The 14,780-nt window shown below is 69.0% G+C and carries 12 protein-coding genes; 5 read left to right on the forward strand and 7 right to left on the reverse strand.

Annotated elements, in window-relative coordinates; translation table 11 throughout:
- Positions 1-54 precede the first annotated feature (54 nt).
- Both rpmA and rplU read right to left on the reverse strand, forming a co-directional pair.
- The gene (gene rpmA / locus WYM_RS01500) at positions 55-312 is read right to left on the reverse strand and encodes a 50S ribosomal protein L27 (RefSeq protein ID WP_026059455.1); all 258 of its coding nucleotides are present in this window, start codon (positions 310-312) and stop codon (positions 55-57) included.
- Between the two features lie 18 nt (positions 313-330).
- Positions 331-639, reverse strand: a complete 309-nt coding sequence (gene rplU, locus WYM_RS01505; RefSeq protein ID WP_026059456.1) for a 50S ribosomal protein L21 — start codon at positions 637-639, stop codon at positions 331-333.
- A 141-nt stretch (positions 640-780) separates the two neighbouring features.
- Between rplU and WYM_RS01510 the strand changes: the two genes are divergently transcribed.
- Positions 781-1,053: a DUF4031 domain-containing protein gene (locus WYM_RS01510; protein ID WP_019179056.1), complete on the forward strand. Its 273-nt coding sequence runs from the start codon at positions 781-783 to the stop codon at positions 1,051-1,053.
- 43 nt (positions 1,054-1,096) lie between these two features.
- Here WYM_RS01510 and WYM_RS01515 read toward each other — a convergent pair whose 3' ends face one another.
- Positions 1,097-3,442, reverse strand: coding sequence for an Rne/Rng family ribonuclease (locus tag WYM_RS01515; protein ID WP_019179057.1), 2,346 nt, complete (start codon positions 3,440-3,442; stop codon positions 1,097-1,099).
- A 304-nt stretch (positions 3,443-3,746) separates the two neighbouring features.
- Between WYM_RS01515 and WYM_RS01520 the strand changes: the two genes are divergently transcribed.
- Together WYM_RS01520 and WYM_RS01525 are read left to right on the forward strand one after the other, a co-directional pair.
- Positions 3,747-4,349 (forward strand): vitamin K epoxide reductase family protein, encoded by a 603-nt coding sequence (locus WYM_RS01520; protein WP_019179058.1) that lies wholly within the window; start codon positions 3,747-3,749, stop codon positions 4,347-4,349.
- A gap of 51 nt (positions 4,350-4,400) precedes the next feature.
- Positions 4,401-4,814: a hypothetical protein gene (locus tag WYM_RS01525; protein WP_019179059.1), complete on the forward strand. Its 414-nt coding sequence runs from the start codon at positions 4,401-4,403 to the stop codon at positions 4,812-4,814.
- Positions 4,815-4,824: 10 nt separating this feature from the next.
- On the opposite strand, the gene ndk is transcribed toward WYM_RS01525, so the two are convergent.
- The 4 genes from ndk to ileS are packed head-to-tail and all read right to left on the reverse strand — an operon-like array spanning position 4,825 to position 10,437.
- Entirely contained in the window at positions 4,825-5,241 is a 417-nt protein-coding gene (gene ndk / locus WYM_RS01530; RefSeq protein ID WP_019179060.1) for a nucleoside-diphosphate kinase, read from the reverse strand.
- Between the two features lie 35 nt (positions 5,242-5,276).
- Complete coding sequence (locus WYM_RS01535) at positions 5,277-5,690, reverse strand: DUF4233 domain-containing protein (RefSeq protein WP_019179061.1); 414 nt, start codon at positions 5,688-5,690, stop codon at positions 5,277-5,279.
- The gene (locus WYM_RS01540) at positions 5,678-7,036 is read right to left on the reverse strand and encodes a bifunctional folylpolyglutamate synthase/dihydrofolate synthase (RefSeq protein WP_019179062.1); all 1,359 of its coding nucleotides are present in this window, start codon (positions 7,034-7,036) and stop codon (positions 5,678-5,680) included. Before WYM_RS01540 ends, WYM_RS01535 begins: the two co-directional genes overlap by 13 nt.
- Positions 7,033-10,437: an isoleucine--tRNA ligase gene (gene ileS, locus WYM_RS01545; RefSeq protein ID WP_019179063.1), complete on the reverse strand. Its 3,405-nt coding sequence runs from the start codon at positions 10,435-10,437 to the stop codon at positions 7,033-7,035. The genes WYM_RS01540 and ileS overlap by 4 nt, the downstream gene beginning before the upstream one ends.
- Positions 10,438-10,730: 293 nt before the next feature.
- Between ileS and WYM_RS01550 the strand changes: the two genes are divergently transcribed.
- Together WYM_RS01550 and valS are read left to right on the forward strand one after the other, a co-directional pair.
- A complete protein-coding gene (locus WYM_RS01550; RefSeq protein ID WP_237739270.1) occupies positions 10,731-12,062 on the forward strand; it encodes an MFS transporter in 1,332 nt (443 codons plus the stop codon).
- A 135-nt stretch (positions 12,063-12,197) separates the two neighbouring features.
- Entirely contained in the window at positions 12,198-14,780 is a 2,583-nt protein-coding gene (valS, locus tag WYM_RS01555) for a valine--tRNA ligase (RefSeq protein WP_019179065.1), read from the forward strand.

Here is a 14,780-nt window from a genome sequence, read left to right on the forward strand (position 1 = left end):
GGAAGGGGCGAGCCGAAGCCCGCCCCCTCCTGGAAGTGTGTGCGCGTCCGTGGACTACTCCGCGGCGGCCACGATGTTGACGACCTTGCGGCCGCCCTTCTGGCCGAACTCGACGGCGCCGGGAGCCAGCGCGAAGAGCGTGTCGTCCCCGCCGCGGCCGACGTTGGCGCCGGGGTGGAAGTGGGTGCCGCGCTGACGGACGATGATCTCGCCGGCGAGGACCTTCTGGCCGCCGAAGCGCTTCACGCCCAGTCGCTGAGCGTTGGAGTCACGACCGTTACGGGTGGAGCTTGCGCCCTTTTTGTGTGCCATCTCTGCGTCTCTCCGTGCTTACTTGATGCCGGTGACCTTGACGCGCGTGAGGTCCTGACGGTGCCCCTGGCGCTTCTTGTAGCCGGTCTTGTTCTTGAACTTCTGGATCACGATCTTCGGGCCGCGCTCCTCGCCGAGGACCTCGGCGGTGACGGTCACCTTGGCGAGCTTGTCGGCGTCGGTCGTGACGGTGTCGCCGTCGACGAAGAGCACCGCGGGGAGCTCGATCTTGTCGCCGATCTTCGCGGCCTGGCGGTCGAGAACGACGATCGTGCCGACCTCTACCTTCTCCTGCCGGCCGCCGGCGCGCACAACTGCGTAAACCACTTCACACCTGTTTCTTCTGGGAGCGCACGCGCTCAGGACCTCATGTAAGACGTGGCGCGGAAAATGTCGACGCACCAAAGGGCTACTTTACCGGATGCCGGGACTGACCGCAAAAGCGGGGCCGGTGCGTAGGATCTGCTCGTGGCGATCCTCATCGATGACCCGCGCTGGCCGGCCCACGGACGGCTCTGGGCGCACCTGGTGAGCGACTCGGACCTGGACGAGCTGCATGCCTTCGCCGCAGCGAACGGCATCCCGCGACGCGGATTCGACCTGGATCACTACGACGTTCCGGATGACGCCCACGCGCGCCTGGTGTCGGCGGGCGCTCAGCCCGTCTCGGGCCATGAGCTGGTTCGCCGGCTCATCGCCTCCGGGCTGCGCGTCACCGCGCGGGAGCGCCGCGGTCGCTGAGTGGCTTCCCATTCAGCAACGCGGCGTCCCGGCGATGGTTCGCTCAGTCCTCGGTCGGCGCGTGGCTCACCGGGGTGCCGCTGAGGGCTGCCGTGGTGACGCGACGCCGGGCTCGGCCCTGACCGGGCGCCTTGGGCTCGGGAAGGGCCTGCAGCACGGAGTCGAGGAGCAGGTCCTTCTCGGTGAGAGGCTTTGCTCCCCCGTCCTGGCGCTTCTTCCGCGGCTTCTTAGGACGCTCGACGCGAGCCTCCTCGACTGCCGGTGCGGGCTCGGCGGCCGGTGCGGCCTCCTCGGAGTGATGGATCGTGGATGCGGCGATCTGCGCGAGCGCGGACTTCACACCCTCGGTGATGACGTGAGTGCCGTTCGACCCGCCGCCCTGAGCCGGCGCCGCCGACCCGCGGGACCGACGCCCGGAAGGAGCCGCCCCCGCACCGGCGGCGCGGTGCTTGACCACGGGGTCGTGGTGCACGATCACACCGCGGCCGGCGCAGACCTCGCACGCCTCGCTGAAGGTCTCGAGAAGGCCGAGCCCCAGCTTCTTGCGGGTCATCTGCACGAGTCCGAGAGAGGTGACCTCGGCGACCTGATGCTTCGTGCGGTCACGGCTGAGGCATTCCACGAGCCGTCGCAGGACGAGATCGCGGTTGGACTCGAGCACCATGTCGATGAAGTCCACGACGATGATTCCGCCGATGTCGCGCAGCCGGAGCTGTCGGACGATCTCCTCCGCGGCCTCCAGGTTGTTCTTCGTGACCGTCTCCTCGAGGTTTCCGCCCGACCCGACGAACTTGCCGGTGTTGACGTCGACGACCGTCATGGCCTCGGTGCGGTCGATCACGAGCGAGCCGCCCGAGGGCAGCCACACCTTGCGGTCGAGCGCCTTCTCGATCTGCTCGGTCACCCGGAACTCGTCGAAGGGGTCCCGCTCGCCGTCGTACCGCTCGACCCGGTCCAGCAGGTCCGGGGCGACCGATTCGAGGTACTTCGAGATCGTGTGATGCGCGTCGTCGCCCTGGATCAGCATCCGCGAGAAGTCCTCGTTGAAGACGTCGCGGACGATCTTGACCAGGAGGTCGGGCTCGGAGTGCAGCAGGGCCGGCGCCTGAATCGACTCGACCTGCTTGCTGATGTGCTCCCACTGGTTGGTGAGGCGCTGCACGTCGCGGGTGAGCTGGTCCTCGGTGGCGCCCTCTGCGGCGGTGCGGACGATGACGCCCGACGACTCCGGCAGGACCTCCTTGAGGATCTTCTTCAGGCGTGCCCGCTCGGTGTCGGGCAGCTTGCGCGAGATGCCGTTCATCGCTCCGCCGGGGACGTACACGAGGTAACGGCCCGGGAGCGAGATCTGGCTCGTGAGGCGGGCGCCCTTGTGCCCCACCGGATCCTTCGTGACCTGCACGAGCACGCGGTCGCCGCTCTTGAGAGCCAGCTCGATGCGGCGCGGCTGATTGCCCGTCTCGACGGCATCCCAGTCGACCTCGCCCGAGTACAGCACGGCGTTGCGGCCGCGGCCGATGTCGACGAAGGCGGCCTCCATGCTCGGCAGCACGTTCTGCACGCGACCGAGGTACACGTTTCCGATCAGCGAGGCGTCCTGGTTCCGGGCGACGTAGTGCTCGACGAGAACGTTGTCCTCCTGGACAGCGATCTGGATCCGACCGTTGCGCGAGCGCACGATCATCACGCGGTCGACCGCCTCACGGCGTGCGAGGAACTCGGCCTCGGTGACCACCGCTCGGCGGCGCCCCGCCTCGCGGCCGTCACGACGACGCTGCTTCTTGGCCTCGAGCCGGGTCGAGCCCTTGATGCGCTGCGGCTCGGTGATCAGTTCGACCGCCCGCTTGCGCGGCTGCGGCTCTTCAGCGGGACCGGATGCCTCGTCGCGGCCTTCTCCGCCACGCCGGCGGTTGCGGCGGCGCGAGGTGCCGGATGGCGCCGGCTCGGCCTCGGGCTCGACCTCCCGTTCAGGCAGCGAGGGAAGCGGCGCGATCTCGGGAGCGTAGAAGAGCAGCTGCGTCGATACCGCCGATACGAACACCTCGGGAAGAAGTCCGAGGCTCACGGCCGTGGGCTTCTCGGGCGTCGCGTCCGTCTCGGGCGCCGGTGCCTGGCTCACAGCCGCATCCGCCGACGTCTGTTCGGCGATCGGCTGCCCGGGCGTCTCGGCCGACGCATCGGTCGCTGCCGCCGGTGGGTCGTCTATCTGCGGCGCGGCAGCGCCGGTGTCGGTCTCTGTCGCCTCCACGGAGTCGACGGTGTCGCCGAACTCGATCTCGGCGGGTGACTCCCCTGATTCTGCGTCCGGCGAGGAATCGTCGGGAGCGTTGGCTACCGGCTGTTCCGTGTCGGTCTGGGGGTCGAGGTCTGAATCGTTTCCATCTGCCATCACTGGCGTACTCCCTGCGGGGCGGCACCGCGCGCCACCCGGCGAAATCTCGTGCGGCGCCGCACCTGCGGTGCCGCGAACTCACTCGGTCTGCAGCGGAATTCCGGCTCTGGGCGGATGTTCTCGCTGCCAAGGGGCGTCCGTCGCCCTGAAGTCTTCGGTGATGCCCCTCGCGGCGCGGCCGCGTGGCATCGACCATCATTATCGCACTTCCCTCGCCCGATTGCGCACCCGCGACCCGCCGGCCCTTCGGCGCAGGGGGTGACGGAGCGTCCGCTCAGGCCCCGATGCCATAATCCGAGGCATGCCCGCGCCCCCGACGCACACTCGTCCGACCGCTCTCGCCGTGTGGCTCGTGCTCGCGGGACTCGTCGGCTGGTGGGCAGCGTTCTCGCTCACGATGGAGCGGCTGCACCGTCTCGCCGACCCGGACGCGATCGCCTCCTGCGACTTCAGCCCGCTGGTGCAGTGCTCGGCGAACCTCGAGTCATGGCAGGGCAGCCTGTTCGGATTCCCGAACCCGATCCTCGGTCTCGCCGGCTGGATCGCCCCGATCGTCGTCGGCATGGCGCTCCTGGCGGGCGCGCGGTTCGCGCGCTGGTTCTGGCTGCTCTTCGAACTCGGGATTCTGTTCGCATTCGGCTTCGTCTGCTGGCTGATCGGTCAGAGCATCTTCGTGCTCGGAACACTGTGCCCGTGGTGCATGGTGACCTGGGTGGTCATGATCCCGACCTTCTACGCCGTCACGCTTCACGTGCTGCGGTCAGGGCAGGCCCCGGTGCCGGCCTCCGTTCGGCGCGTCGCCGACCGCCTCATGGGCTGGGTGCCGCTTCTCGCCGTCGTCAGCTACGCGATCGTCGCGGTTCTCGCCCAGTTCCAGCTGGACGTGCTGGGGCGCGTCTTCTGACGTTCGCGCTCGAGTCTCGACCGGGAGGGCCACCGCGTCTACCGTGAGGTCATGTCGAGACCTCGAGTCGTCCTCGCCCTCGCGGTCGTGGGCGCGACAGCGGCGATCGCCGGTTGCGGCCACATCTCCTCAGCCCCGGAGCCCGTCTGCGTGCCCGTACTCCACGTCGAGCCGGAGGCGCCCCGAGCGGGGCGGATCGTGACCGTCACGGCCGATCCGGCCTGTCCGGCAGCCGACGGCACGGAGTGGACACTGCGGATCCAGCCCGCCGATGCGCGCATCCCGCTGGCTCAGGCCGTTGCCGAGCCGGCGCCCGATGGAACGTTCTCGGTCGAGATCACCGTTCCACCCACGATGCAGGCGGGCCCGGCGATCGTGTGGATCACGAACTACTGGGACGCCGCCGACTGCCCCGGCAACGCGTCATGCGCATCGGCCGAGGGCCGGTTCACCGTCTCGCCCTGAGCAGCGCTGCTCAGCTGAACCAGATGTCGAGCTCGCGCGCGGCGGACTCCGGGCTGTCCGAGCCGTGGACCAGGTTCTGCTGCACCTTCAGTCCCCAGTCGCGGCCGAAGTCGCCGCGGATCGTGCCGGGCGCCGCAGTCGTCGGGTCGGTGGTTCCGGCGAGCGAGCGAAAACCCTCGATCACACGGTTTCCGGCCAGACGGATGGCGACCGAGGGGCCGGACATCATGAATTCGACGAGCGGCTCGTAGAAGGGCTTGCCCTCGTGCTCGGCGTAGTGGCGCTCCAGCTTCTCGCGGTCCGGCTCCACGAGCCGGATGTCGACGAGCGCGTAGCCCTTCGCCTCGATGCGGGCGAGGATCGCGCCCGTGAGTCCACGCGCGACGCCGTCGGGCTTGACGAGGACGAGGGTCTCTTCGGTGGCCATGGAAGTCTCCGTTCGCCGTGCGGCAGATCTGCCGGTCAGGAAGCTGGTGGTCGGGAAGCGCGCTCGGCGTTTCGTCTGTCGAGAGCGGCTCCTTTGATCGTCGCATACGCGTACATGCCGCCGAAAATCAGCGCGACCAGGGCCAGCGCCGGTACGAGAAACGCCCCGAGCGCCACGACCAGCTGAAGCACCCAGCCGAGGGCGATGCCCCATTGGAATCGCACGACGCGGGTCGTGAGAACCATGAGCACTGCGACGGCCGAGCCACCCACGATGCCCCACCACGGCGCGATCGGCTCGGGCAGCGCCTTGAGTCCGTAGATCACCAGTCCGCCCAGGAAGGCGATGATCGACTCGAATCCCAGCACGATCGTGGCGAGGGACTCCGCCGCGCCGCGCGGGCGGCGGGCGCGCGGCTGCGGAGCCGCTTCGGCGGTCACCGGTCCCACCCGGCCTTCCAGTCCTCGGCGTTCGAGAGCACGATCGCCTCACCCGCGAGCACGACGGAACCCGCGATGACCACCGCGCGACGATCGGACTGCGCGGCCCACTCCCGCGCGGCCTCCGCGGCGCCGGCGAGATCATGGTGGACGGTCACGGCGACCCCTCGCGCTTCGGCGAGATCGGCCACTGCGTCGGCGTCGGTCGCGCGCTCCGAGTCCGGAGCGGTCGCGAAGACGTGAGCCGCTGCCGGTGCCAGCTCCGCCACGATGCCGTCGACGTCCTTGTCCGCGAGGACGCCGAGCACCATTCCCCACTCGTCGAAGTCGAACGCCTCCGACAGGGCGGCCACCAGCGCGCGCGCGCCGTGCGGGTTGTGCGCCGCATCGACCACGACCGTGGGGCTCGCGCCGACGAGCTGCAGACGGCCGGGGGACGTCACCGCCCCCAGTCCGTCGGCCAGCACGTCGCCGACGATCGGCTGGGTGCCGCCGCCGATGAGCGATTCCACCGCGGCGATCGCGAGGGCGGCGTTGAAGCCCTGGTGCGCGCCGTACAGGGGCAGGTACTCCTGCTCGTAGACGCCGGCCAGGCCCCGCACGGTGATCTGCTGACCCCCCACCGCGAGGCGCTGCTCGGCGAGCGCGAACTCGCCGCCCTCGAAGGCGATGGTCGCACCACGGGACTCGGCCGCGCGACGCAGCACGCCTTCGGCCGACGCATCCTGGCGAGCGGAGACGACCGCGGCCCCGTTCTTGATGATGCCGGCCTTCACGGTGGCGATCTCGGCGATCGTGTCTCCGAGCCGATCGGCGTGGTCGAGGGCGATCGGCGCGAACACCGCCACGTCGCCGTCCGCGGTGTTGGTCGAATCCCACGACCCGCCCATGCCCACTTCGAGCACCAGCACGTCGATGGGTGCGTCGGCGAAAGCGACGAATGCGAGCACCGTCAGCAGCTCGAAGAACGTCAGCGGCGCGTCATCCGCCGCCGTCAGCTCGGCGTCGACGAGGTCGACGAACGGCGCGATCTCGTCCCACGCGTCTGCGATCGCCGCATCGGCGATGGGCTCGCCGTCGACCATGATCCGCTCGGTGAAGCGCTCGAGGTGAGGGCTGGTGAACAGGCCGGTCCGCAGACCGTGCGCACGCAGCAGGCTCTCGATGATCCGGCTCGTGGAGGTCTTGCCGTTGGTGCCGGTGACGTGCACGACACGGTACGTCCGCTGCGGATCGTCGAGGAGCTCGAGGACGCGCCGGGTGCGCTCCACCCGGGGCTGCACCCAGCGCTCCCCCTGTCGCTGCAGCAGCGCCGCGTAGACGGCGTCGGCGCGTACCTGCTCGCGGTCGCTCATGCGGGGGCCTGCGCCTTCGCGTCGAGCGCGGCCGCATCCACCCGGGTGACGGCCACCTCGAAGGCTCCCGAGTTGGCGAAAGCGCCGGCATCGAAGGCGGCGACGTGGTCGGGCGCGGGCTTGGCCGGCCGGCTTCCGCGGGGCCCGTACAGCGAGTGGTCGACCGCCAGGGTCTCCCCCGCGATGTCCGCGGCCGCGAAGGCGGACTCCACGGCGACGCGGTCGTCGGCCTCGTCGAAGGCGAGTTCCAGACGGATGCGGTCGCTCACATCGAATCCGGCTGCCTTGCGGGTGTCCTGCACGGCCCGGATCACGTCGCGCGCCAGACCCTCGGCCTCCAGGTCGGGGGTGGTGGTCGTGTCGAGCAGGAGGAAGCCGCCGTCGCCGAGCAGCGCGATCGCCGTGCCCTCCGCGACGCCGCCCGCCTCCAGCGACAGCTCGTACTCGCCCTCCTCGAGAGCGATGCCGTCGACGACGACACCGCCGTCGCGCTCCTCCCAGACGCCCGCTTTGGCGCCGGCGATCACATGCTGGACCTGCTTGCCGAGGCGCGGGCCCGCAGCGCGCGCGTTGACCGACAGGCGGCTGGTGATCCCGTAGCGCTCTGCTACATCGTCGCCCAGTTCGACCAGCTCGACGGCCTTGACGTTCAGCTCGTCGCGCAGGATGCCTTCGAACTGCGCCAGGGATGCGGCATCCGTCAGCGCCACCGTCAGCTTCGGAAGCGGAAGCCGCACGCGCTTGCCCTCCTTCTTGCGCAGCGCGTTGGCGACGCTGGAAGCCTGGCGGACGGCGTCCATCGCCGAGCGGATGTCGTCGGCGGCGGGGAAGACCGTGGCGTCGGGCCAGTCCTGAAGGTGCACGCTGCGACCGCCGGTGAGGCCCTGCCACACCTTCTCGGACACCAGCGGAATCAGCGGGGCTGCGACGCGCGTCACGGTCTCGAGGACGGTGTACAGCGTGTCGAAGGCCTCACGGCTTCGCGCGTCTTCTGTCACGCCGACCCAGAAGCGGTCGCGCGAGCGGCGGATGTACCAGTTGGTCAGGGCCTCGGCGAAGTCGCGGAGCTTCGCCGCGGCCATCGTCGAGTCCAGGCCGTCGAGGTCGACGGCGACTTCGCGCACGAGGTCGCCGGTCAGGGCGAGGATGTACCGGTCGAGCACGTCGGTCGAATCCGTCCGCCACGTGGCCTCGTATCCGTCGGGTCCCGAGGCGTTGGCGTACGTCGCGAAGAAGTACCACGCGTTCCACAGTGGGAGCAGGAACTCGCGGACGCCGGCGCGGATGCCCTCTTCGGTGACCACGAGGTTGCCGCCGCGCAGCACCGAGCTCGACATCAGGAACCAGCGCATCGCGTCGGAGCCGTCGCGGTCGAACACCTCGCTGACGTCGGGGTAGTTCTGCAGCGACTTCGACATCTTCTGGCCGTCGCTGCCCAGCACGATGCCGTGGCACGAGACGCCCGTGAACGCCGGGCGGTCGAACAGCGCCGTCGACAGCACGTGCATGACGTAGAACCAGCCGCGGGTCTGCCCGATGTACTCGACGATGAAGTCGGCCGGCGCGTGCTCATCGAACCACTGCTGGTTCTCGAACGGATAGTGCACCTGCGCGTACGGCATCGACCCGGAGTCGAACCACACATCGAAGACGTCCTCGATGCGGCGCATGGTGCTCCGCCCCGTCGGGTCGTCGGGGTTCGGACGGGTGAGATCGTCGATGAAGGGACGGTGCAGGTCGACCTCGCCCTCCACGTTGCGCGGGAGCGTGCCGAAGTCCCGCTCGATGTCCTCGAGAGAGCCGTAGACGTCGATCCTCGGGTACTCGGGGTCGTCGCTCTTCCACACCGGGATGGGCGACCCCCAGTAGCGGTTCCGGCTGATGGACCAGTCGCGGGCACCCTCGAGCCACTTGCCGAACTGACCGTGCTTCACGTTCTCGGGCACCCACGTGATCTGCTCGTTGTTGGCGAGCAGCCGGTCCTTGATCTCGGTCACGCGCACGAACCAGCTGGAGACGGCGCGATAGATGAGCGGATTGCGGCAGCGCCAGCAGTGCGGATACGAGTGCTCGTAGCTCGCCTCACGGAGCAGGCGCCCCGTCTGGCGCAGCGCGCGGATGAGAGGACGGTTCGCGTCCATCCAGAGCTCGCCGGCGACATCGGCGACCTGCGGGAGGAACCGCCCGCCGTCGTCCAGGCTCATGATGAGCGGGATGCCGGCCGCCTCGGTCACCCGCTGGTCGTCCTCGCCGTAGGCCGGGGCCTGATGGACGATGCCGGTGCCGTCGGCAGTGGTGACGTAGTCGTCGACGAGTATGCGCCAGGCGTTCTCGGTGCCCCACGTCGCCGCATCCGCGTAGTAGTCGAACAGCCGGTCGTACGAGACGTCCCGCAGGTCCTCGCCCGACACCGTCTGCACGACGGCCGCGCGCGCGGCGTCGGGCGATTCATAGCCGAGATCCTTGGCGTAGTTGCCCAGGAGCTCCTCGGCCAGCAGGTAGCGGTGGGCATACGCCTCCTCGGGCTCGTCGGCACGGCCGTCGGCGTCGTGGTGGACGTCGGCGGCTCCATCGGGTCCGCCCGGCACGACGACATAGCGGATGTCGGGACCGACCGCGAGGGCGAAGTTGGTCGGCAGCGTCCACGGGGTTGTCGTCCATGCCAGCGCACGCACGCCGGTCAGACCGAGCGACTCCGCCTTGGCCCCGACGAGCGGGAAGGTCACCGTCACCGACGGGTCCTGGCGCATCTTGTAGACGTCGTCGTCCATGCGCAGCTCGTGCGCCGACAGCGGCGTCTCGTCGCGCCAGCAGTACGGCAGCACGCGGTGACCCTCGTAGGCGAGGCCCTTGTCGTGAAGGGTCTTGAACGCCCACAGGACGGACTCCATGTACGTCACGTTCAGGGTCTTGTAGCCGTGCTCGAAGTCGACCCAGCGGGCCTGGCGGGTGACATAGTCCTCCCACTCCCGCGTGTAGGTGAGCACGGACTCCCGTGCCTTGGCGTTGAACGCCGCCACCCCCATCGCCTCGATCTCGCTCTTCTCGGTGATGCCCAGCTGCTTCATCGCCTCGAGTTCGGCCGGAAGTCCGTGGGTGTCCCACCCGAAGACGCGCTCCACCTTCTTGCCGCGCATCGTCTGGAACCTCGGGAAGAGATCCTTGGCGTATCCGGTCAAGAGGTGGCCGTAGTGCGGCAGGCCGTTGGCGAACGGCGGGCCGTCGTAGAAGACCCATTCCTCGGCGCCGTCCCGCTGATCGATCGAGGCGCGGAACGTCTGGTCGGCGGCCCAGAACGCGAGCGTCTCGCGCTCGATCTCGGGGAAGCGCGGGCTGGGCACGACGGACGCGGGCGCAGCGGGGTCGGCGGCGGGTCCGAACGAGGACTTCGGGTAGCTCATGTCACTCCAGCAGGTTGCGATGCCTCCTGCGAGGACGACTCACCCGAGCCGCGGTACCACCCCGCTTGCCGTCCTCCCGATCTGCCGGGAGACATCGGCCTCTCTCCTGCGGCTGTGACGGGCCTGCCCCGCTCGGTTCTACTGGGGCTCCGCGGTGAGACGGAACCGGTTCTTCCGAGAGCTCCCCGGTGATGGCCGGATCAGCGCTGGTTCCTCAAGTCTACCGGCCGCACGCAAGTGGGAATCCCTGGGGCGGGCGCGAGGTTGTTGGACCCGTGCCAAGATTGACCTCCGTGACCGCGCCCTCTTCTCAGCTCTCGCCTTCTTCGACTCCTGCCCGCCGTGTCGCGTGGGCGTCGATGGTGGGAACGTCGCTCGAATCGTTCGACTTCTACCTGTTCGCCTACTTCTCGGCGTTCTTCGTCGGGCCGCTGTTCTTCGATCCGCTGGGCGAACTGGGAGCGACCAGTGTCGCGTTCCTGACGATCGCGATCGCGTTCGTGGTCCGGCCGATCGGCGCGATCCTCTTCGGGTACATGGGCGATCGCCTCGGCCGTCGCGCGACTCTGCTGTGGACGGTCGGAATCATGGGCGTCGCCACCGGCCTTATCGGCCTGCTGCCCACCTACGCGCAGGCCGGCTGGGTCGGCGCCGTCCTGCTCGTCCTCCTGCGCATCGTGCAGGGCCTGTCGCTGGGCGGCGAATGGGGCGGGTCGATCCTCATCGCCACCGAGCACTCCGGGCCGGTCAAGCGCGCCTTCTATGCTGCGATCCCGCAGCTCGGCTCGCCGGTGGGGTCCATCCTCTCGGCGACCGTGTTCATCGTCCTGACCGCGGTGCTGCCCGCTGAGCAGCTCGCCGACTGGGGATGGCGCATCCCGTTCCTGCTGGCGCTGCCGCTCCTGGCGGTCTCGCTCTATCTGCGCTTGACGATCTCCGAGACGCCGGTCTTCACCGGCGTGGTCGCCGAGGGACGCCGCGACCGCCTGCCGTTCCTCACGATGTTCGCGCAGCGCCCCGCCGCGATGGCGATCGCGATCGGCGCGGCGCTGCTGGGCATCGGCTCGTACTCGCTCATGAACACCTACACGGTCAACTACGGTGTCGAGCAGCTGGGGTTCAGCTTCCAGGACCTTCTCATCGCGACGACCGTCGGCGGCTTGCTGCAGTTGGTCACGATTCCCCTCTTCGGTGCATGGGCGAGCCGGATCGGCTCCGCGAAGGTCGTGCTGTGGGGCGCGGTCGGCACGCTCCTCATCACGTTCCCGATGTACTTCCTGCTCCAGTTCGCGACCTTCCCGATCCTCGTCGGCACGATGATCGTGGGCGGCATCCTTCCGACCATGGCGTGGGCGGCGCTGGGCGGGCTCATGAACGATCTGTTCCCCGATCACTTCCGCTACTCGGCTCTCTCGTTCGCGTATGCGCTGGCCGCGACGATCAGCGGTTTCGTGCCGTACGTCACATTCGAGCTGGGCATCGCGACGGACTTCGCGTGGTGGCATCCGGGAGTGATCCTCGCCGTCATGTCGGCCGTCACGCTCGTGTCGGCCTGGCTCGCCGCGCGCCGGCGACCCGAACCGGAGCTCGCGACGGCACCCGAGAGCGCGTCGGCCGCGGTCTGACCGCACTCACCGATCGGGAGCGGATGCCGGGGGCACCGGCATCCGCTCCTCTTCGGTGGCCGGCACCCGGGTAGAATCGAGCGGCATCCCACACTCAGGCACGCTCACACGGTGCCGCACATATCGAGGAGACCCATGGCCGACGCGCAGATTCCCGACAAGCCCGCCCTCGAGGGTCTCGAGACGAAGTGGGATGCGGAATGGACCGAACAGGGCACCTACCTGTTCGACCGCATCCGCGCCGCCGAGGTCGGCCGCGCGGGCATCTTCTCGGTCGACACACCTCCCCCGACCGCTTCGGGCAGCCTGCACATCGGGCACGTGTTCAGCTACACCCACACCGACGTCAAGGTGCGCTTCGAGCGCATGCGGGGCAAGACGGTGTTCTACCCGATGGGATGGGACGACAACGGCCTGCCCACCGAGCGCCGCGTGCAGAACTACTACGGCGTGCGCTGCGACCCTTCGCTGCCGTACGACGCGGACTTCACTCCCCCATACGAGGGCGGCGACAACAAGTCGAGCCGGGCCGCCGACCAGATCCCGGTGAGTCGCCGCAATTTCATCGAGCTGTGCGAGAAGCTCACCGTCGAGGATGAGAAGCACTTCGAGGCGCTGTGGCGCTCGCTGGGCCTGAGCGTCGACTGGACCCAGACGTACCGGACGATCTCGGACGACACGATGAGGATCAGCCAGCTCGCGTTCCTCCGGAATCTCGAGCGCGGCGAGGCGTTCCAGGACCTCGCCCCCACCCTGTGGGACATCGACTTCCGCACGGCGGTGGCGCAGGCCGAGCTCGAGGACCGGGACCAGCCCGCGGCGTACCACCGCGTCGCCTTCCAGAAGACCGACGGCACCGGCGACGTCGTCATCGAGACGACCCGCCCGGAGCTCCTCCCTGCGTGCGTGGCGCTGGTCGCGCATCCCGACGACGAGCGCTACCAGCCGCTCTTCGGCACGACCGTGCGCACCCCGCTGTTCGACGTCGAGGTGCCGGTGCTGGCACACCCGCTCGCGCAGAAGGACAAGGGCTCGGGCATCGCCATGATCTGCACCTTCGGCGACGTCACCGACATCGTGTGGTGGCGAGAGCTCGATCTGCCCAATCGCACGATCCTCGGGCAGGACGGCCGCATCATCGGCGACGCCCCCGACGTGATCGTGACCGACGCCGGGCGGGCGGCGTACGCAGAGCTCGCCGGCAAGACGGTGTTCAGCGCCAAAAAGCGCATCGCCGAGCTCCTGCAGGAGTCCGGAGACATGGACGGCGACCCCAAGCCGTTCACGCACGCGGTCAAGTTCTACGAGAAGGGCGACCGCCCGCTCGAGATCGTGTCGACGCGGCAGTGGTATCTGCGCAACGGCGCCCGCGACGAGGCCCTGCGCGACAAGCTCATCGCGCTCGGGCAGCAGATGTCGTGGCATCCCGACTTCATGCGCGTGCGCTACGAGAATTGGACGAACGGCCTCACCGGCGACTGGCTCGTCTCCCGTCAGCGGTTCTTCGGCGTGCCGATCCCGGTCTGGTACGGACTCGACGAGAACGGTGAGCGCGACTACAGCCGCGTGCTCATACCGGATGCGGCGGCGCTGCCCGTCGACCCCTCGACCGACGTTCCACCGGGCTACCGCGAGGATCAGCGGGGCGTCGCGGGCGGTTTCGAAGGCGAGAACGACATCTTCGACACGTGGGCGACCTCCTCGCTGACCCCGCAGCTCGCCGGCGGCTGGGAGCGCGACCCTGAGCTGTGGAACCTCGTCGCGCCGTTCGACGTGCGGCCCCAGGGCCAGGACATCATCCGCACGTGGCTCTTCTCGACGCTGCTGCGCAGCGCGCTGGAAGACGATCGCGCGCCGTGGACGGATGCCGCGATCTCCGGATTCATCGTCGACCCGGATCGCAAGAAGATGTCAAAGTCCAAGGGCAACGTCGTCACCCCGTCAGACATCCTCGTCCAGCACGGCTCCGACGCCGTCCGCTACTGGGCGGCCTCGAGCCGGCTGGGCACCGACGCGGCTTTCGACCCGCAGAACCCCACGCAGATCAAGATCGGCCGGCGCCTCGCGATCAAGGTGCTCAACGCGGCGAAGTTCGTCCTGTCGTTCCCGGTCCCCGAGGGGGCTCAGGTGACGCACGCGCTGGACGCCTCGATGCTGGCCAGGCTCGACGGCGTGGTGCGCGAGGCCACGAAGGCCCTGGACGCCTACGATCACGCGCGCGCTCTCGAGATCACCGAGTCGTTCTTCTGGACCTTCTGCGACGACTATCTCGAGCTGGTGAAGGAGCGTGCGTACAACCAGGCCGACGTGGGCCAGGCCTCGGCCGCTCTCGCCCTGCGCATCGCCCTGTCGACTCTGCTGCGGCTGTTCGCGCCTGTGCTCGTCTTCGCCGCGGAGGAGTCCTGGTCGTGGTTCAACGACGGCTCCGTCCACACGGCACCGTGGCCCCAGGCGCTGGAGATCGAGGGCGACCCCGCCGTGCTGGAGGCAGCCAGCCAGGCGCTGATCGGAATCCGCCGTGCCAAGACGGAGGCGAAGGCTTCGCAGAAGACCCCGGTGTCATCGCTGACCATTCGTGCGGACGACGGGACCGTCGAGCGGCTGCGTCTCGCCGAGGGCGATCTGAAGGCCGTCGGACGGATCGCAGAACTCCAGCTCCGCGATGGATGGAACGATTTCACGATCGAGGACGTCCGATTCGCACCACAGGAGGTTTGA

The organism is Microbacterium yannicii PS01, from assembly GCF_000304335.1.
Classification (GTDB): Bacteria; Actinomycetota; Actinomycetes; order Actinomycetales; family Microbacteriaceae; genus Microbacterium; species Microbacterium yannicii_A.